The 18673-nt window shown below is 63.0% G+C and carries 14 protein-coding genes; 9 read left to right on the top strand and 5 right to left on the bottom strand.

Annotated elements, in window-relative coordinates; translation table 11 throughout:
* Positions 1-26 precede the first annotated feature (26 nt).
* Together ABC383_RS16835 and ABC383_RS16830 are read right to left on the bottom strand one after the other, a co-directional pair.
* Positions 27-380 (bottom strand): hypothetical protein, encoded by a 354-nt coding sequence (locus ABC383_RS16835; protein ID WP_413015262.1) that lies wholly within the window; start codon positions 378-380, stop codon positions 27-29.
* Positions 381-689: 309 nt separating this feature from the next.
* Positions 690-2585 (bottom strand): tetratricopeptide repeat protein, encoded by a 1896-nt coding sequence (locus ABC383_RS16830; protein WP_413015261.1) that lies wholly within the window; start codon positions 2583-2585, stop codon positions 690-692.
* Between the two features lie 673 nt (positions 2586-3258).
* On the opposite strand from ABC383_RS16830, the gene ABC383_RS16825 reads away from it, so the two are divergent.
* Both ABC383_RS16825 and ABC383_RS16820 read left to right on the top strand, forming a co-directional pair.
* A complete protein-coding gene (locus ABC383_RS16825) occupies positions 3259-5505 on the top strand; it encodes an ATP-binding protein (RefSeq protein WP_413015259.1) in 2247 nt (748 codons plus the stop codon).
* Between the two features lie 11 nt (positions 5506-5516).
* Complete coding sequence (locus ABC383_RS16820; RefSeq protein WP_194714325.1) at positions 5517-5972, top strand: response regulator; 456 nt, start codon at positions 5517-5519, stop codon at positions 5970-5972.
* A gap of 7 nt (positions 5973-5979) precedes the next feature.
* Here the strand turns inward: ABC383_RS16820 and ABC383_RS16815 are convergent, their stop codons facing one another.
* Positions 5980-8055 carry a response regulator gene (locus tag ABC383_RS16815; protein WP_413015257.1) on the bottom strand — a complete coding sequence of 692 codons (2076 nt, stop codon included), beginning with the start codon at positions 8053-8055 and terminating at the stop codon, positions 5980-5982.
* 119 nt (positions 8056-8174) lie between these two features.
* Between ABC383_RS16815 and ABC383_RS16810 the strand changes: the two genes are divergently transcribed.
* Positions 8175-8591: a hypothetical protein gene (locus tag ABC383_RS16810; protein WP_413015255.1), complete on the top strand. Its 417-nt coding sequence runs from the start codon at positions 8175-8177 to the stop codon at positions 8589-8591.
* Positions 8592-8619: 28 nt separating this feature from the next.
* Here the strand turns inward: ABC383_RS16810 and ABC383_RS16805 are convergent, their stop codons facing one another.
* Positions 8620-10365 carry a cation:proton antiporter domain-containing protein gene (locus ABC383_RS16805; protein ID WP_413015254.1) on the bottom strand — a complete coding sequence of 582 codons (1746 nt, stop codon included), beginning with the start codon at positions 10363-10365 and terminating at the stop codon, positions 8620-8622.
* 137 nt (positions 10366-10502) lie between these two features.
* Entirely contained in the window at positions 10503-10913 is a 411-nt protein-coding gene (locus ABC383_RS16800; RefSeq protein ID WP_413015253.1) for a hypothetical protein, read from the bottom strand.
* Positions 10914-11452: 539 nt separating this feature from the next.
* Between ABC383_RS16800 and ABC383_RS16795 the strand changes: the two genes are divergently transcribed.
* The 6 genes from ABC383_RS16795 (at position 11453) to ABC383_RS16770 (ending at position 18566) form a co-directional block, all read left to right on the top strand.
* Complete coding sequence (locus ABC383_RS16795) at positions 11453-12172, top strand: response regulator transcription factor (protein WP_413015251.1); 720 nt, start codon at positions 11453-11455, stop codon at positions 12170-12172.
* 211 nt (positions 12173-12383) lie between these two features.
* Positions 12384-13667 carry a glutamyl-tRNA reductase gene (hemA, locus tag ABC383_RS16790; protein WP_413015249.1) on the top strand — a complete coding sequence of 428 codons (1284 nt, stop codon included), beginning with the start codon at positions 12384-12386 and terminating at the stop codon, positions 13665-13667.
* A 75-nt stretch (positions 13668-13742) separates the two neighbouring features.
* Positions 13743-14825: a peptide chain release factor 1 gene (gene prfA / locus ABC383_RS16785; protein WP_413015247.1), complete on the top strand. Its 1083-nt coding sequence runs from the start codon at positions 13743-13745 to the stop codon at positions 14823-14825.
* A gap of 22 nt (positions 14826-14847) precedes the next feature.
* Positions 14848-15333 (top strand): disulfide bond formation protein B, encoded by a 486-nt coding sequence (locus ABC383_RS16780; RefSeq protein WP_413015245.1) that lies wholly within the window; start codon positions 14848-14850, stop codon positions 15331-15333.
* Positions 15330-16160 (top strand): peptide chain release factor N(5)-glutamine methyltransferase, encoded by an 831-nt coding sequence (gene prmC / locus ABC383_RS16775; protein ID WP_413015243.1) that lies wholly within the window; start codon positions 15330-15332, stop codon positions 16158-16160. Before ABC383_RS16780 ends, prmC begins: the two co-directional genes overlap by 4 nt.
* Positions 16161-16223: 63 nt before the next feature.
* Positions 16224-18566: a Tex family protein gene (locus ABC383_RS16770; protein WP_413015241.1), complete on the top strand. Its 2343-nt coding sequence runs from the start codon at positions 16224-16226 to the stop codon at positions 18564-18566.
* Positions 18567-18673 lie beyond the last annotated feature (107 nt).

Below are 18673 nucleotides of genomic sequence, written 5' to 3'. Positions count from 1 at the left end.
TCTTTTTAGCGGCTAAAACGCGGGCGCTACGTGGCGGTCATCATGCCACTGTTCTTCCTGGCTGCTACTTCGCAGCCAGCATCTTGATCGGCATGCGCGACGCCAACGGCAACCTCACCCCCTGACGCTTCGACAACGCCGGCCAGCTGCAAGCCGAGCTGCAGGCCGACGGCGGCATCGTCACCCACCAGTACGACGCCTTCGGCAACAAGGTCGCCACCATCGACGCCCGCGGCAACCATCCCGCCGAACGCACGCAGCAAGGCGGCGAGCTGCTGCAGGACGACTGTTTCTTTCTTTCCGCCTTGCTTGAGCCTGCCTGGCCTGGCGTTCCTGGTGACGTTGTTGTAGCCGCTGCTGAAACAGCGCTTCCAGCCCAAGTTGCGCGAGCCTGATGGACACTAGCCTCCGGCAGCGCGATGTCGCCGGCCAAGGCTGCCAAAAGGGCAGTTTGATGTGCAAACCGAAGCTGTCGGCCAGCGTTACATGGCTGGCTTAAACTTGCCACAGCACCACATCCTCCAGCAAGTTCTAGCCTAGGTTACTCATCTGCCCATTGAAGCCTTCGCAAATATATGAGCGGGTCAGTTGGTCCAGCGGCTTTTTGCTCACCGTTTCGCAGCTCTGTCACGGCAGACAAAGGCCAGGCAGTCGACCTCCTATTCGAAGGCCTCGGCCGGGAACCACGCTCAGGACCGCCGGTTGGTGCCTGTCACGGCATTGATATAGCACTGATATATCGCTGCCTCCGCGTCATTGCCGATAGCGATCGCGTCGGCGAGGGCCTTGCGAAAGTAGGCCAGGGCCTGGGCATGCAGGCCTTGTTCCTCCAGCAGCAATTGCAGGTTGCGGCGAGAGGTGAGGGTGCTGGAATGGGTGGAGCCGAGCATCCTTTCCCTAATAGTGACTACCTTGAGCAGGTAATCCAGGGCCTCGGCATGCTTGCCTTGTTCATGCAGTAGCGATCCGATGTTGTCATACGACGTGGCGATGTTAGCGTGGTCGACACCGAATAACTTTTCCAGGATGGCGAGCGCCTTGAGCAGGTACTCCAGTGCCTCGGCATGCTTGCCCCGCCGCTGTAGCAGCACACCGATGTTGTTGTACGTTGTGGCGGTATCGGGATGGTCGGTGCCGAACTCTTTTTCCTTGATGGCCAGCGCCTTTAAGTGGTACTTCATTGCCTCGACGTACCTGCCTTGATCCTGTAGCAGCGATCCGATGTTGTCATACGCTACAGCCGTTCTGGCATGACCGGTGCCAAGGAACTTTTCCCAGATGGCGAGTGCCTTCATGCAATTTTGCAGAGCCTGGTCATGCTTGCCCTGGTCCTTCAGCAGCAGTCCGATGTTGTTGTACGTTCTAGCGGTATCCAGATGGTCTGCGCCGAGATTGTTTTCGCAGGTGAGAAGCGCCTTGTAGTAGTACTCCAGCGCCAGGGCATACTTGCCCTGGTGCTGGAGCAGTCCTCCAATGTTGTTATACGATGTGGCGGTATCTGCGTGGTTAGTGCCGAGAACTTTTTCCTGGATGTCCAGCGCCTTGAGGCAATAAGCCAGCGCGTGGGCATGCTTGCCCTGGTCCTTGAGCAGCATTCCAATGTTGTTATACGACGTGGCGGTGGCTATATGGTTGACGCCCAGGCGTTTCTCGGTGATGGCGAGCGCCTTGACGTAGTACGTCATCGCCTCGGTATGCCTGCCTTGCTCATGGAGCAGGAATCCGATTTGTGTATAGACTTTGCCGACCTCGGCATGGTCGCTGTGGATCTTTGCTCGAATGGAGAGTGCCTTAATCTGGTGCTCCACCGCCTGTGCATGCTGACCTAGCGCATGGAGCAGCGATGCGACGGCTTCATGCACCACGGCGGTGGTGGGTGCATAGTCGTTGCCCTGGCTTTTTTCGAAGATGGCTAGCACCCTGAGAAAATAGACCAGCGCCTCGGCACCCCTGCCCTGAACCTTTAGCAGAGCGCCGACTTGCGAACACGACGCGGCGACAGAGTAGGGGTTGGTGCCTATGTTATTTTCCTTGATGGAGAGCGCCTTCAGATAATGTTCCAGCGCCTGCTCCAGCTTGCCCTGGCTCTGCAGCGTCTCTCCGATTTCGCTAAGTGAGGCGGCAACATCGTTGCTGTTTCCGATGCTGGTTTCACTGCTCGCGCTCACCGATGGAACGTCCTGGACGGAGAGCGCCTTCAGATAGTGTTCCAGCGGCTGTTCCAGCTTGCCCTGGCTCTGCAGCGTCTCCCCGATTTCACTAAGTGAGGCGGCAACATCGTCACTGTTCCCGATGCTGGTTTCACTGCTGGCGCTCACCGATGGAACGTCCTGGATGCCATTATGCGGCGTGGGCGATGTCTGTGTGCCGGAGTGTCCGGATATAAGGACCGGTTGGGTGGCGAGTGGCGGCGGCTTGTGCTGGCCTGCATTGCCTGGTAGCTGCTGCAATGCTGACGGATTTTGCTGCGGTACGCTGGCCAGTACCGGCGTGCCGGCGCCAGTAGGCGCGCTGTCTGTCATATCGGCGACCGGAATAAAAACGCGCTGGTCGGCAATGCTGGAAAAAGTGAAAGAAGTAGACATGGAATGAAACCTCTGAACAGGGGTGCACTGCGGCGGGAAGGGACATGCCCCGAAATACCTGGCCGCCGAAGGCGGGTCATGGCGCTTTTGAATGGAACGAGATGGAACAAAAACGAACGACGTGGGTGACTTGCGATGAATAAGGGTTTAACGCGCAGTACCTAAATCGACGATATTCCGTTCGGTGAAAGAATGAATTGGCATGACATGCAGCATGTGTGGCCAAGTGACCGGGCTTCGGGCACGTCAGGCCGGCAAGTCTGGCTGCCGGCGCGGGCAGGCGCGTTTTTTTGCTCAGTCGTCCCTGTTCCCCGTCAGCGATGGCTGCACAGCAAGACCCGTACTGCATCCATATCTGGCCTTACGCCCAGGCTGTTGCGTCATCCGTTGGATAAAAGCGGCTATGGTCTTTATCCGGCGACTCGCTTCGTTGGCAGGCACCATCTACCGAAACGCATGCTTTGCACCATGCGTGATCGCCGCCCCCCACAACCGCACATGAAGCTACCTGACTTGAAGCAATTCCCTTCCCTAACCCGATCGCGACAAGCCAGGCGCTTGCCCCGGCGGCAAGAATCGCCGAAATTTGCGAGAATGGCGGCACTTACAAGATTGCCTTTATTCACCTGAGCCGGCCCGACGCCGCCTTCCTTGATGCAGATGCGCTTTTCCCATGACTTCCCCATCCTCATCAAACGGCATTGACGTTACTTCCTGCGACCGCGAACCGATCCATATTCCGGGCGGCATACAGCCGCATGGCTTCCTGATCAATGTCAATCCCGAAGACTTCAGCGTGCGCCAGGTCAGCGAGAATGCGACCGCGCTGTTCGGACGCGACATTTCCGCCATCCTCGATCGCCGGCTCGACGACCTGATCGGCAGCGAGCATGCCGGCCTCGTGGCGCGCGCCCTGCTCAATGCCAGCGCGCTGGCGCAGCCGATCTACGTCGGCGCCATCGAAGTGGGCAAGGTCGGCTACTTCGACGTCATCGCCCACCGCTGCAACCATGCCACCCTGATCGAGTTCGAGCCGGTGCAGCGCAGCGGCGCCGCCGATTTCCGCCTGCTCTATACCCTGATGGGACGTTTCCTGAAGACCCTGTCGCATGTCGATTCGGTCGATGCGATCTGCGAGTATGCGGTGCGCACCATCAAGGAAATCACCGGCATGGGCCGGGTGTTCCTGTACAACTTCGACCAGAACGACGATGCCCGCGTGCTGGCCGAAACGCTGGACCGAGGCTATCCGTCCTACAGCGGCCAGCGCTTTCCGGCTTCCGACATTCCACAGCAGGCGCGGCGCCTGTACCTGGCTAATCATGTGCGGCTGATCGCCGACGCCAACTATCAGCCGGCGCGGCTGGTGCCGGAGATGGACCCCGACACCAGCCAGCCGACCGACCTCAGCTTTTCCGGGCTGCGCGCGGTGTCGCCGGTGCATGTGCAGTACATGAAGAACATGGGGACGATTGCCTCCATGTCGATCTCGCTGGTGATCAAGGGCCGGCTGTGGGGCATGATTTCCTGCCACGACAAGGCGCCGCAGTTCGTGCCGTTTGAAGTGCGCACCGCGTGCGAGCAGCTTGGCCAGATCCTGGCGCTGCGCATCGAATCCATCATCGAGAGCAACGAATACGCCTACCGGCTGGAACTGCGCAGCAAGCTGGTCTCCATCCTTGCCGCGCTGAGCCAGGGCGAGGAATTCGTGCACAACATGAGCACGGTCTCGCATGACCTCCTGATGCTGATGCGCGCATCCGGTGCGGCGCTGGTATTCGAAGGCAACACGGTGCTGTTCGGCGACACCCCCAGCCATGAGCAGATAGCGCAGCTGGTGGAATGGCTGGCCGCCAGCGGCAACGGCGAGCTGTATCACAGCAGCGCGCTGCCGAAAGAATATCCGCGGGCTGCCGATTACGCTGCCCGCGCCAGCGGCATCCTGGCCATGTCGATCTCGCGCAACTACCGTCACTATGTGATCTGGTTCCGGCCCGAGGTGGTGCAGACGGTGGAATGGGCCGGCAATCCGGCGCACAAGGCGGCACAGCAGGAGGAGGCGCGTCCGCTGACGCCGCGCCAGAGCTTCGACACCTGGCGCGAGACCGTGCGCAACACCTCCGAGCCGTGGCAAAAGAATGAACTGGAAGTGGCGCTGGAATTCCGCAGCGCGATCCTGGGCATCGTACTGGCGCGGGCCGAGGAAATGGCGGGACTGGCCGACGAGCTGGGCCGCGCCAACAAGGAGCTGGAGTCGTTTTCGTATTCGGTGTCGCATGACCTGCGCGCGCCGCTGCGCCACATCGTTGGCTTCACCGACCTGCTGATCGAGTTCGAGGGCGCCAATCTCAACGAGCGCGCCAACCGCTATCTGAGAAACATCGCCGATTCGGCCCGCTTCGCCGGCAAGCTGGTCGACGATCTGCTGAGCTTCTCGCAGATGGGCCGTTCGGCGCTGCATGCCGCCGCCACCGACATGAACCAGGTGGTGCAGGCGGCAATCAAGCGGGTGCGGCAGGATACGCAGGGGCGCAGCATCGAATGGAAGGTCGGGACGCTGCCGGTGATCCGCTGCGACGCCACCTTCATCGAACTGGCTGTCTATAACCTGGTGGCCAATGCCGTAAAATACAGCCGCAACCGGCCCGTCGCCGTCATTTCCATCCAGGCAGAGCAAACCCCGGACGAGTTCATTTTCCATGTCGCCGATAATGGCGTCGGCTTCAGCATGGACTACGCCCACAAGCTGTTCGCTGTATTCCAGCGGCTGCATCGCATGGAGGAATTCGAAGGCACCGGCATCGGCCTGGCCAATGTGCGCCGCATCGTCGAGCGCCATGGCGGGCGGGCCTGGGCAGAAGGCGTACCCAACGAGGGCGCCGTTTTTTCATTTTCGATACCGAAGCGATTACCTGTATAAGAATGACCGCCATGCTCAAACCCATCCTGCTGGTTGAAGACAATCCCAAGGACCTCGAACTGACGCTGATTGCGTTGGAACGCAGCCAGCTTGCCAATGACGTCATCGTCGTGGAAGACGGCGCCGAGGCGCTGGATTATCTGCACCGGCGCGGCAAGTACGCCGACCTGCCGCCGGGCAAGCCGGCGGTGGTGCTGCTGGACCTGAAGCTGCCGAAGGTGGACGGGCTGGAAGTGCTCAAGGAAATCCGCGACTCGGCGGAGCTGCGCAGCCTGCCGGTGGTGATGCTGACCTCGTCCAAGGAGGAACAGGACCTGGTGCGCAGCTACGAGCTGGGCGTCAACGCCTATGTCGTCAAGCCGGTGGAATTCCGCGAATTCGTCAAGGCCATCGCCGACCTCGGCATTTTCTGGGCGGTGCTCAACGAGCCGCCGCCAGGCCATACCAAGGTGCTGCGCCGGGTGTAACGCCCGTTCAGGCCGTGGCGCGGGCTGCCGTCTTCTGCAGCAGGCCTTCCTCGACCACGGACTTCAGGTCCATCAGCTGATACGGTTTCTTCAGGTAATGCACGTTGGTGCCATCGAGTTCGGATGAGCGGCCATAGCCGGACGCGACCGCGAGCGGCATCTCCGGATAGCGCTGGCGCACCCGATGAACGAGCTCGATGCCGGACATCTTGGGCAGCGTGACATCGGTCACCAGCATCGCATACGGCCCGGCTTCCAGCAGTGCCAGCGCTTCCTCCGCGGTCGGCACGCCAACGGCGTCATGGCCGAGTTCCTCCAGCATCATCAGCGTCAGGTCGAGCAGATCGGCATTGTCTTCCACCAGCAGCACCCGCGGCGCGATGCCGGCCGGCGGCGCTTCCGCTCCGGCGCCAGTGCCATTGTCATTGCCGGCGTCCGATGGCGACCCGGCGCGCCGGTCCAGCACGTGCCTGACCTTGGCGGCGAGCTGCTCGCGACGATAGGGCTTGGACAGCAGGTTGACGCCGGGGTCGAGACGGCCGCCGTGGACGATCGCATTTTCCGCATAGCCCGAGGTATAGAGCACCTCCATGGCCGGGGACAAGGCGCGCGCGCGGTTGGCCAGCTCGGTGCTGCGCAGGGGTCCGGGCATCATCACATCCGAGAACAGCAGGTCAAAGCGCTGTCCGGATTCGAGAATGGCCAGTGCGGAAGCGGCATCCTGCGCCTGCACTACCTGGTAGCCCAGTCCTTCCAGCATTTCAACGACGGTTGCGCGCAGCGCCGGATCGTCTTCCACCGCCAGAATGCGTTCGCTGCCGCCGGTGGCGCTCATAGGCAAGGCAGCCGGGGGCTGCTCGGCATCAGCCGTGCTGCGCGGCAGGTAGATGCTGACCGTGGTGCCTTCGCCAAGCACGCTGTCGAGCACGATGTGGCCGCCGCTCTGCTGCACGAAGCCGTAGGCCATCGACAGGCCCAGGCCCGTTCCTTCGCCGGGCAGCTTGGTGGTGAAGAAGGGTTCGAAGACCCGGCTGATCAGTTCCGGCGACATGCCGCAGCCGGTGTCGGACACGGCAATCCGGATGTACTGCCCGGGCCGCGCTTCCGGATGCATGGCCGCGTAGCGGTCGTCGAGCTCGACATTCGCGGCCGACAGCGTCAGGCGGCCGAGGCCGCGCATGGCGTCGCGCGCATTGAGCACGAGGTTCAGGATCACGCTCTCGAGCTGGCTGGTATCGACCAGGCTGTTCCACAGGCCGTCGGCGATCTCGGTGCGCACTTCGATATCGTCGCCCAGGGTGTGATGCACCATCTGGTGCATGTTGCGCAGGATGCCGTCCAGCCGCACCACCACGGGCTGCAGGGGCTGCTGGCGGGCAAAGGCCAGCAACTGGGAAGCCAGGTTGGCGCCCCGCTCCACCGCGGCCATCGCCACCCTGATGCGGTTGCCGTCGGTTTCATGCGACTGGCACGACTGGCTCAGCAACTGCAGGTTGCCGCCGATGATCTGCAGCACATTGTTGAAGTCGTGCGCCACCCCGCCGGTGAGCTGACCGATGGCTTCCAGCTTCTGGGCCTGGTGCAGCGCCGCCTGGCTCAGTTCGAGTTCGCGGGTACGCTGCAGCAACTGCTCCTGACTGGTCTGCAGCGAGGCATAGGCTTCATCGCGCTCGGTACGGGCGCGGTGCGCTTCGGCGTGGTAGCGCACCCTGGCCACCAGCTCGGCCCGCGCCGGCCACTTGACCAGGTAATCATTGGCGCCGGCGGCAAAGCCGCGCACCTTCTGCTGCGGCGCGTCCTCGGACGACACCAGAATGATGGGAATCTTCGCCGTCATCGGCGCTGCGCGCAATTGCATGATGACCGAAAAGCCATCCATGGTCGGCATGCACAGGTCGATCAGGATCACGCCGGGCTGGAACAGCGTGGCGCGTGCCAGCGCCTCCCTGGCGTCGTACATGCAATCCACCTCGATGTCCGGCTCGGCGCTCAGCATCTCGCATGCCAGGCTGGCGGCGACTTCCTGGTCGTCGATGACCAGCACGCGCAACTGGCGCTGTGATGCAACGATGGAATCAGCCATGACCGGCCGGATAAACTGACATCATTTCCTTCTGACCCCGATCATGGGTAGCCTTCTTCATTGCATCGCCTTCTTTTATCGCGGATTTTCCCAGCCGGATATGGTCATGTCTGCATAACATGGCCGTCAATGCAACTTTTGGTTTGATTTGCCTTAACAAGGAATCTTTTGACGAAATCGATGTCCTGACAAGCATGTTCTTTTTAAAGGCATTGCAGATGATCAGAAAACTCCTTCTTTCTGCCCTATGCACCGTATCCGTTTCGGCAACGGCTTTTTCAGGGGAAGCCCAGGCGCAGGGCCAGGCCAACCAGCAGTATTGCGGCAAGCTGGCGCAGATCGGCGCCAGCGCATTCCGTACCCGTGCCGACGGCTATCCGATGGACCGGGTGTTGAACGAGGTCAAGACCATTCTCCAAAGCAAACCGGAAACACTGGAAGACGCGCAGGAGGCGATCGTGTCGATCTATGACGACCGCTCCCTCAGTTCTTCCCAGCAAGCTTACGCGAAGGTCTACGACCATTGCCGCCAGTAAGCGCCGGCGGCCGCAAGCGCGCAGCGGGTCAGCCGACCTCGCTGCGCGTGGCGCCGATGCGTTTTTCCCGTTCCAGCTGAATCACCTGCGCGGCGGCCGACGCCGGGAAGCCCAGGCTGTGCAGCACGAACTCCGACAACTGCAGGCCTGATTCCAGAGTTTCAGGCACCACCAGCGTCGCGCCGGCGCGCAGCAGGGCCTGCGCATGCTGCTCGTCGCGGGCGCGGGCAAACAGCCGCACCTGCGGGTAATCGCGCCGGATCGCCCGAGCCGCGTGCAGCACCGACGCCGGATGGTCCATGGTCAGCACGATCGCCGCCGCATGCTGGGCATGCACCCGGCGCAGCAGTTCGCCGCGCGCGGCGTCGCCATAATGCAGGCGGCCCGCATGCTCCTGTAGTTGCGCCACCAATTGCGGATTGTTGTCGATGGCGGCATAGGCAATGCCCTGCCGGTCCAGAATCTGAGCCAGCATGCGGCCGATGCGGCCGAATCCGACGATCACCACATGCCCCTTCTGCGGCGCGGCCGCCTGGCCTGCGGCAGCAGGCAGCGGATGCCGTTGCTGCCACCAGTCGCCGAAGGCGCGGCCAAGGCGCGCCATGGCCGGGGTGGCGAACATGCTGCAGGCCACCACCAGCGTCATGAACTGGCCCACTTCCGGCGCCAGCAGCCGGCTAGCCACTGCCTGCCCCACCACGATGAAGGCGAACTCGCCGCCCTGCCCCAGCAGCAGTCCCCCTTCCACTGCCCGCCCGGTGGAAAAGCCGCCCAGCCGCAGCACGGCGCCCGTCACCAGCGCCTTGATCAGGAACAGGCCCGGCACCGACAGCGCCAGCCACAGCGGCGTGCTGGCCGCTTCCCGCAAATCGACCTGCATGCCGACCGACATGAAGAACAGGCCCATCAGCAGGCTGCGAAATGGCGCGATGACCACTTCCACCTCATGCCGGAATTCGGTCTCGGCCAGCAGCAGGCCGGCCAGGAAGGCGCCTAGCGCCAGCGACAGCCCGGCGGCAGCGGTCAGTGCGGCAATGCCCAGGGTGATCAGCAGCGTCAGCGCCATGAAGATTTCCGGCTGGCGCTGGCGCAGGAACATGTGGAGCAGAGGCCCGATCGCGCGCCGGCCGAGCAGGTAGATCAGCACCACCGCGCCGAGCGACTTGGCCACCGCCAGCAGCACCATGGGCAGCCAGGCGGCGGTGTCGCCGCCCGCGGTCAGCACGCCCAGCAGGATGAAAATGGGCACCACCGCCAGGTCCTGCAGCATCAGGATCGCGAACGCGGCCTGGCCCAGCGGATAACCCAGCGCCTGGCGTTCCGTGAGCAGCTGCATCACCACCGCGGTGGACGACAGGGACAGCACCAGTCCCAGCACCAGCGCCGCTTCCATCCGGTTGCCGAAAAGCCAGGCCAGAAAGCCGATGACCAGCGCCGACAGCAGCACCTGCGCGCCGCCGGCGCCAAATACCCAGCGCCGCATGGCCCACAGGCGCGAGGCCGACAGTTCGAGTCCGATCATGAACATCAGGAACAGCACCCCGAGTTCGGCCAGCGGCGCGATGCCTTCCGGGCGCTGGAACACGAAATACGACAGCCACGCATGCTGCCCCGCCCACAGTCCCAGGCCGTAAGGGCCGACCAGCGCGCCTACGGCAAGGAATCCAAGGACCTGGTTGATTTTCAGGCGTTGCAGCAGCGGCATCAATATGCCGGCCAGCGCGAGGAACAGCAGCGCTTCGCGCAGGAAAGGCAATGCGTCGTTATGGGGCACGTTCTTGCATCCTGATCTGATCGGTATGGCGACGCTCCGGGCTGCGCGTCAGGTCAGGGATTATTGCATCCCGTCGTCCATCGCGATCCGCCGTGACGGCGGCATCAGGGCATGGCCGCCGGCAGGACGGCGGGCATTCAGCCTGCAGCCTTGCCGCGCGTGGTGCGTATCAGGATGCGCACCACTTCCCGCACGATCTGCCGGTGCGGCTCGTCGAGCAGCTGCATGTCGGCAATCAGCTTCAGGTCGACCGAACTGGCGTTCGCCGCCGGATTGGGCACCTCCTTGCGGCTGGCGTCGGCGCCGAAACGCAGCCAGTCGATCGGCACCATCAGCCAGTCGGCCAGCGTGCGCATCTTGTCCTGCGTGGGTATGGCCTCGCCGATCAGCCATTTTCGGGCCGCATGCACGGTGATGGGTGTGCCGGGATAACGGATGTTGAATTCCCTGGCCAGCTCGGTCGGACTGTCTGGGGAGTGATGCGCATCCCGCAAGAGTTGCTGCAGCCGCAGACTGAACTGCTCCCGCTCACTAGAAATCTTGACCATTAAGCAACTCCAATAACTACCAGTTACAAGCGGCAATTCGATTTGTTAACTTGATCGGCTTTGCTTGCATCGAGAAAACCTGAAAATCCATGACAGTTTCCCTCGCAGCCTGCTCAAGTAAACATTTACATTTTGAAACAATATAGCATGACTATATTGTTAAAAAAAACACAACTTTCGATTGCACGAGAAAACTTACCTTAAGTAATTATTGCAAATACATCAACTATTCAAAGTGGCTTGCATTTGCTCAAATGTTCGATTTGCGCAAACTTTTCATGGAAAATCCCAGTTTCATTTGTTGGCTCACTTGTAAATTGCACAGATTTTCTTGCCGAATGCCGGACCATGAACGAGACGGTCTTTCTATGAGCGAACATTCGTAACAGAACTTTTCTGACCGATAATACAATGACAAGTGTTGTAAATATGTTGAATATGTGAAAGATTGATAGGTAGAAATTTACTTTGGAGTAAGGAAAGTTGATACTTGGTATATGTAATTAACATTTGCCAAACTTATTAACACTTCCAATGCCATGAGAATTGCCGTACTTGATAACGATCGTAGCCAGAGCGAACTGGTATGTCAGGTTCTCTCCGCAGCGGGACATGCCTGCCACACTTATGCGTCAGGCAAGGAATTGATGGCACAAGCCAAGCGCGACAGCTTCGACTTGCTGGTGCTGCACTGGCAGTTGACCGACAACAACGGCGCCGAGATCATCAAATGGATCAGGGAAAAGATGTCGCCCACCCTGCCGGTGCTGTTCATTACCGGGCGCTCGAACGAGGATGACATCGTGGCCGGCCTGGCGGCGGGCGGCGATGACTACATGATCAAGCCGATCCGGCGCGGCGAACTGGTGGCACGGGTACAGGCCCTGCTGCGACGGGCCTATCCCACCCAGAATGCGGTGGAACAGATCCAGTTCGGCTCCTACGTGTTCCAGGCCCGCACCGGCCGGGTGACGATGAAGGGGAAGCCAATCGACGTCACGCAGAAGGAATTCGACCTCGCCCTGCTGTTCTTCCGCAACCTCGGCCGGCCGCTGTCGCGCGCCTTCATCCTCGAAGCGGTCTGGGCGCGCGATGTGCAGATTCCGTCACGCACCATGGACACCCATGTGTCGCGGGTGCGCAGCAAGCTGCAGTTGCGCCCGGAACATGGCTTCCGCCTGGCGCCGGTTTACAGCTATGGCTACCGGCTCGAGCAAATGTCGCAGAACAATGGGAACGGCAGCGACAACGGCGGCTGAGCACGCCTGCCAAGCGTGCCCGAAAGAGGCGTTTCGGCATCGATGCGTACGCTTGCCGTAGTGCCCGCCGCGGCCGCCCTGTCTGCCTCCCCGCCTTTGCAGCGGCTGTCACGCGCATTTGTCAGGCGCGTTAGGTTCGCTGATCGAACCATAGAAAGATGGATCAAGAGCGACACGGTATAATAACGGCTCAATTTTTCGCCATTTTTCAATGCAACTCCTTGCCGTCGGGCTTAATCATCACACTGCGCCGCTTGCGCTGCGCGAGAAGGTGGCTTTCCCCGCTGACCGGATAGGTCACGCGGTTGCCGCCGCGCGCAACTGGTTCGGCGGCAGCGTGCCCGGCGGCGGCGAAGCGGCGATACTTTCGACCTGCAACCGCACTGAACTGTACTCGGCCAACCGGCTCAATGCCGGCGTCGATCACTCGATCGACAGCACCGCCCGCTTCCTGGCCGACTATCACCAGCTTCCCTACGCCGAACTGCGTCCCTACCTGTACACATTGCCGCAGGATAATGCCGTGCGCCACGCCTTCCGCGTCGCGTCGGGACTGGACTCGATGGTGCTGGGCGAGCCGCAGATTCTGGGCCAGATGAAGGATGCGGTGCGCCAGGCCGAAGCGGCCGGCGGCCTTGGCACCTACCTGCACCAGATGTTCCAGCGCACCTTCGCGGTGGCCAAGGAAGTGCGCAGCACCACCGAGATCGGCGCCCACAGCGTCTCGATGGCGGCGGCGGCGGTCAGGCTGTCGCAGCGCATCTTTGACCGGATATCGGACCAGAATGTGCTGTTCATCGGCGCCGGCGAAATGATTGAACTGTGCGCCACCCACTTCAGCGCGCAAAACCCCAAGACCCTGACGATTGCCAACCGCACGCTGGAACGCGGCGAATTGCTGGCGCACCGCTTCAACGGCCAGGCCATCATGCTGGCCGACCTGCCCGAACAGCTGGCCAATTTCGATATCGTGGTGTCCTGCACCGCGTCCTCGCTGCCAATCATCGGCCTGGGCCTGGTCGAGCGAGCGATCAAGGCACGCCGCCACAAGCCGATCTTCATGGTGGACCTGGCCGTGCCGCGCGACATCGAGGCCGAAGTCGGCCGCCTGGACGATGTGTTTCTCTACACCGTCGACGATCTCGGCGCGGCGGTGCAGACTGGCATGGAAAACCGCCAGGCCGCGGTCAGCCAGGCCGAGGCCATCATCGAGACCCGGGTCCAGGCCTTCATGCACTGGATGGACAGCCGCGCCGTGGTGCCGGTGATCCAGGAGCTGCATGAGAACAGCGAGCAGATCCGCCTGGCCGAACTGGACCGGGCCCGGCGCATGCTGGCGCGCGGCGACAGCGCCGACGCGGTGCTCGAAGCGCTATCCCGCGGCCTGACCGCCAAATTCCTGCATGGCTCGCAGCAGGCGCTGCACCATGCCCAGGGCGACGAGCGCGCTCGCCTGGCAACCCTGCTGCCGCAGTTGTTCCGTACCCGTCGCTAGCGACGCCGTCCTGTCGCCGTTCCCGATCGTCCGCGGCCCCGCCGCTCCCCTGTGTTGCCCTAGCCGGAAAATGCCATGAAGCCATCCATGCTCGCCAAACTCGACCAGCTCGCCAACCGGCTGGAAGAAGTCAATACGCTGTTGATGCAGGAAGGCATCACCGACAACATGGACCAGTACCGCAAGCTCAACCGCGAGCATGCCGAACTCGGTCCGCTGGTTGAGCTGTATCAGCAGTACACCCAGGCCGACCGCGACATCGTCGCCGCGCAGGACATGCTGGCCGATCCCGAGATGAAGGAATTCGCGCAGGAGGAAATCGCCGGCAGCAAGGCGCGCATGGAAGCGCTGGAAGTCGACCTGCAGAAGCTGCTCCTGCCCAAGGACCCGAACGACGAACGCAACATCTTCCTCGAGATCCGCGCCGGCACCGGCGGCGACGAGTCGGCGCTGTTCGCAGGCGACCTGCTGCGCATGTACACCCGCTATGCCGAACGCCAGCGCTGGCAGGTGGAAATGGTGTCGGAGTCGCCGTCCGAGCTGGGCGGCTACAAGGAAGTGATCGTGCGCATCGTCGGCCTGGGCGCCTATTCGAAACTGAAGTTCGAGTCCGGCGGCCACCGGGTGCAGCGGGTGCCGGCCACCGAGACCCAGGGCCGCATCCATACCTCGGCCTGCACGGTGGCGGTAATGCCCGAGGCCGACGAGATCGAGGATGTGGACATCAACCCGGCCGATCTGCGCATCGACACCTATCGCGCTTCCGGCGCCGGCGGCCAGCACATCAACAAGACCGACTCGGCGGTGCGCATCACCCACCTGCCGACCGGCCTGGTGGTGGAATGCCAGGACGACCGCAGCCAGCACAAGAACAAGGCCTCGGCGCTGAAGGTGCTGGCGGCGCGCCTGAAGGATGCCCAGCTGCGCGAGCAGCAGTCCAAGGAAGCGGCGACCCGCAAGTCGCTGATCGGCTCGGGCGACCGCAGCGAGCGCATCCGCACCTATAATTTCCCGCAGGGCCGGATGACCGACCATCGCATCAACCTGACGCTCTACAAGCTCGATTTCATCATGGACGGCGACCTCAACGAACTGACCGGCGCGCTGGTCGCCGAACACCAGGCCGAACTTCTGGCCGCGTTGGGCGACGACGAATAATCCTTTTTTCCTGGAACAAGCAATGAATCCTTACCGCCCCGTATTGCTCGCCGTTGCCCTGGTCTCGATGATCCTGCTGGCCGTGGCGCTGTACCTGCAGCATGTGATGAACATGCTGCCCTGCCCGCTGTGCGTGCTGCAGCGCTATGCCTTCGCCGCCGTGGCCATCATCTGCCTGGTCGCCGCCGGCCGCCGCAGCGCCGGCGCCCAGCGCACCGGCACCGGCCTGGCCGCTGTCGCCGCGCTGGCTGGCCTGGGCGTGGCCGGCTATCACCTCTACATCAAGGCCAATCCCACGATTTCCTGCGGCATCGACCCGCTGGAAACCTCGCTCAACACGATTCCCACCGCGCGCCTGCTGCCCTTCCTGTTCCAGGCCGACGGCCTGTGCACCACCGAATACGAACCCATCCTGGGCCTGTCGATACCGCAGTGGTCCTTCATCTGGTTCGCGATCTTCGCCATCGCGCTGGGCTGGACCGCCTGGCGCCGCGTCGCGCGCGGATGAACGGTCCTCTGGCCGGACGTTCGATCGCCGAAGTGCTGGCGCAATCGCCGCTCGACGCGCTCGATACCCGCGTGCTGCTGTGCCATGCGCTCCATCTCACCCGGGTGCAGCTGATCACCCGCGCCGACCACCTGCTGAACGACACCGAAGCGGCGCGCCTGGAAGCCCTGCTGGCGCGTCGCGCGGCGGGCGAGCCGGTGGCTTACCTGACGGGCGAGCGCGAGTTCTACGGGCTGCCTTTCCAGGTCACGCCGGCGGTGCTGATTCCACGTCCCGATACCGAGCTGCTGGTGGAACTGGCCTGTGAGCGCCTGCCCCGTGGCGGCAGCGTGCTCGACATGGGCACCGGCTCCGGCGCCATCGCCGTGGCGATCGCCCATGCCAGGCCGGACGCGCAGGTCAGCGCGCTCGACGCCAGCGCCGCCGCGCTGGAGGTGGCTCGTGGCAATGCGGCGCGCAATGGCGTCCACGTCGATTTCCTGCAAAGCGACTGGTATGCGGCGCTGTCGCTGGCGCCGAGGCGCTTCGACATGATCGTCTCCAATCCGCCGTATATCGTCGCCGGCGACCGCCACCTGTCCGAGGGCGACCTGCGCTTCGAGCCGGTGGACGCACTGACCGACCATGCCGATGGCCTGTCGGCCCTGCGCACCATCGTCGCCGGCGCGCCGGCCTTTCTGGCGCCGGGCGGCTGGCTGCTGATGGAGCACGGCTACGACCAGGCGCAGGCGGTGCGGGCGCTGCTGCAGGGCTGGAACCAGGTGCAGAGCTGGCGCGACCTGGCCGGCATCGAGCGCGCCAGCGGCGGCGTCCTCGCGAATCGCTAACAGAGTTCGCTAACAATCGTACTTTGCGTATCATCCAACGCTTGATTTTCCCTATCCGACACGATGCTGCCTTCCATTGAACAACGCCTGGCCAACGAACTGGCCGCCCGTCCGGCGCAGGTTGCCGCCGCCATCGCCCTGCTCGACGAGGGCGCCACCGTGCCCTTCATCGCCCGTTACCGCAAGGAAGCCACCGGCGGCCTGGACGACATCCAGCTGCGCCTGCTGGAAGAAAGACTGCGCTACCTGCGCGAACTGGAGGACCGGCGCGCCGCGGTGATCGCCTCGATCCAGGAACAGGGCAAGATGACGCCGGCGCTGCTGCAGGCGATCAGCCTGGCCGAGGACAAGACCCGGCTGGAAGACCTGTACCTGCCCTATCGCCAGAAGCGCCGCACCAAGGCCCAGATCGCCGCCGAGGCCGGCCTGACGCCGCTGGCCGACGCCTTGCTGGCCGACCCGGCGCTGTCGCCGGAACAGGAAGCCGAAAAATACCTGAAGCCGGCCTTCAAGACCGACGGCGCCGACAATCCCGGCGTGCCCGACGTGAAGGCCGCGCTGGACGGCGCCCGCCAGATCCTGATGGAGCGCTTCGCCGAAGACGCCACCCTGCTCAGTTCGCTGCGCGAGTACCTGCAGGAACATGCGGTGGTGGAATCGAAGGTGGTGGAAGGCAAGCAGGACGCCGGCGAAAAGTTTGCCGACTATTTCGACTATGCCGAAGCCATCGCCACCATCCCGTCGCACCGGGCGCTGGCGCTGTTCCGCGGCCGCCGCGAAGAAATGCTGACGGTGACGATGCGCCTGGACAGCGAGGAGGAAAAGCCGAAATGGGATGCGCCGCACAACCCCTGCGAAGGCCGCATCGCCAGCCGCTTCGGCATCAGCAACAAGGGTCGCCCGGCCGATAAATGGCTGGCCGACACGGTGCGCTGGGCATGGCGGGTCAAGCTGATGATGCACCTGGAAACCGAGCTGATGGGCGCCCTGCGCGAAAAGGCGGAACAGGAAGCGATCAACGTCTTTGCGCTGAACCTGAAATCCCTGCTGCTGGCCGCGCCCGCCGGCCCGCGCGCCACCATGGGCCTGGACCCGGGCCTGCGCACCGGCGTGAAGGTGGCGGTGGTCGACGCCACTGGCAAGGTGGTCGACACCGCCACCATTTATCCGCACCAGCCGCGCAACGACTGGGACGGCGCGCTGCATGCGCTGGCGCAGCTGGCCGCGAAGCATCAGGTCGCGCTGATCTCGATCGGCAACGGCACCGCCTCGCGCGAAACCGACCGCCTGGCGCAGGACCTGATCAAGCGCCATCCGGAGATGAAGCTGACCAAGATCGTGGTGTCCGAAGCCGGCGCCTCGGTCTATTCCGCGTCCGAATTCGCTTCGCGCGAGCTGCCTGACCTGGACGTGTCGCTGCGCGGCGCGGTGTCGATCGCCCGCCGGCTGCAGGACCCGTTGGCCGAACTGGTGAAGATCGATCCGAAATCGATCGGCGTGGGCCAGTACCAGCATGACGTCGGCCAGTCGCAACTGGCGCGCACGCTGGACGCGGTGGTCGAGGATTGCGTCAATGCGGTCGGCGTGGATGTCAACACTGCCTCCGCGCCGCTGCTGGCGCGGGTGTCGGGCCTGAATGCCAGCGTGGCCCAGGGCATCGTCAGCTACCGCGACATGAAGGGCATGTTCGGTTCGCGCGCGGCGCTGAAGTCGGTGCCGCGCCTGGGCGACAAGACCTTCGAACAGGCTGCCGGCTTCCTGCGGGTGATGAATGGCGACAATCCGCTGGATGCGTCGGCGGTGCATCCGGAGTCGTATCCGCTGGTCGAAAAAATCGTGGCGGATTTGAAGAAGGATGTGAAATCGGTGATCGGCGACAGCCGGCTGTTGAAATCGCTGAATCCGGCAAAATATTCGGATGAGCGGTTCGGCGTGCCGACCGTCACCGACATCCTGAAGGAACTGGACAAGCCCGGCCGCGACCCGCGCCCGGAATTCACCACGGCCACCTTCAAGGAAGGCGTCGAGGAAATCAGCGACCTGCGGCCCGACATGGTGCTGGAAGGCGTGGTGACGAATGTGGCGGCGTTCGGCGCCTTTGTCGACATTGGCGTGCACCAGGACGGGCTGGTCCATATCTCGGCACTGTCCAACAGCTTCGTGAAGGACCCGCACACGGTGGTCAAGGCAGGCCAGGTGGTGAAGGTGAAAGTGCTGGAAGTCGACGCCAAGCGCAAGCGCATTGCGCTGACCATGCGCCTGTCCGACAGCGTACCGGTTGCCGGCAGCAAGCCTGAACAGCGCGGCGACCGCACCGATGGCAAACGCCTGGCGCAGCACCAGCGCCAGGAAAAAGCGGCGCCGGCCGGCGCGATGGCGGCGGCATTTGCCAAACTGAAGGGATAGCGCGCTGACGACCGGGAGGTCCGACCGAAAGGCTGGACTAAAAATCTGGACTGACAGGCCGTTCAGCGCACAAAGGCGGTTTTTCCTATAATGAGCAATCTCTTAAA

This window comes from Noviherbaspirillum phoenicis (genome assembly GCF_047237965.1).
Taxonomy (GTDB): Bacteria; Pseudomonadota; Gammaproteobacteria; order Burkholderiales; family Burkholderiaceae_D; genus Noviherbaspirillum_A.
The sequence above is the reverse complement of the archived record's forward strand: the minus strand, read 5'-3'. Positions and strand labels throughout refer to the sequence as shown.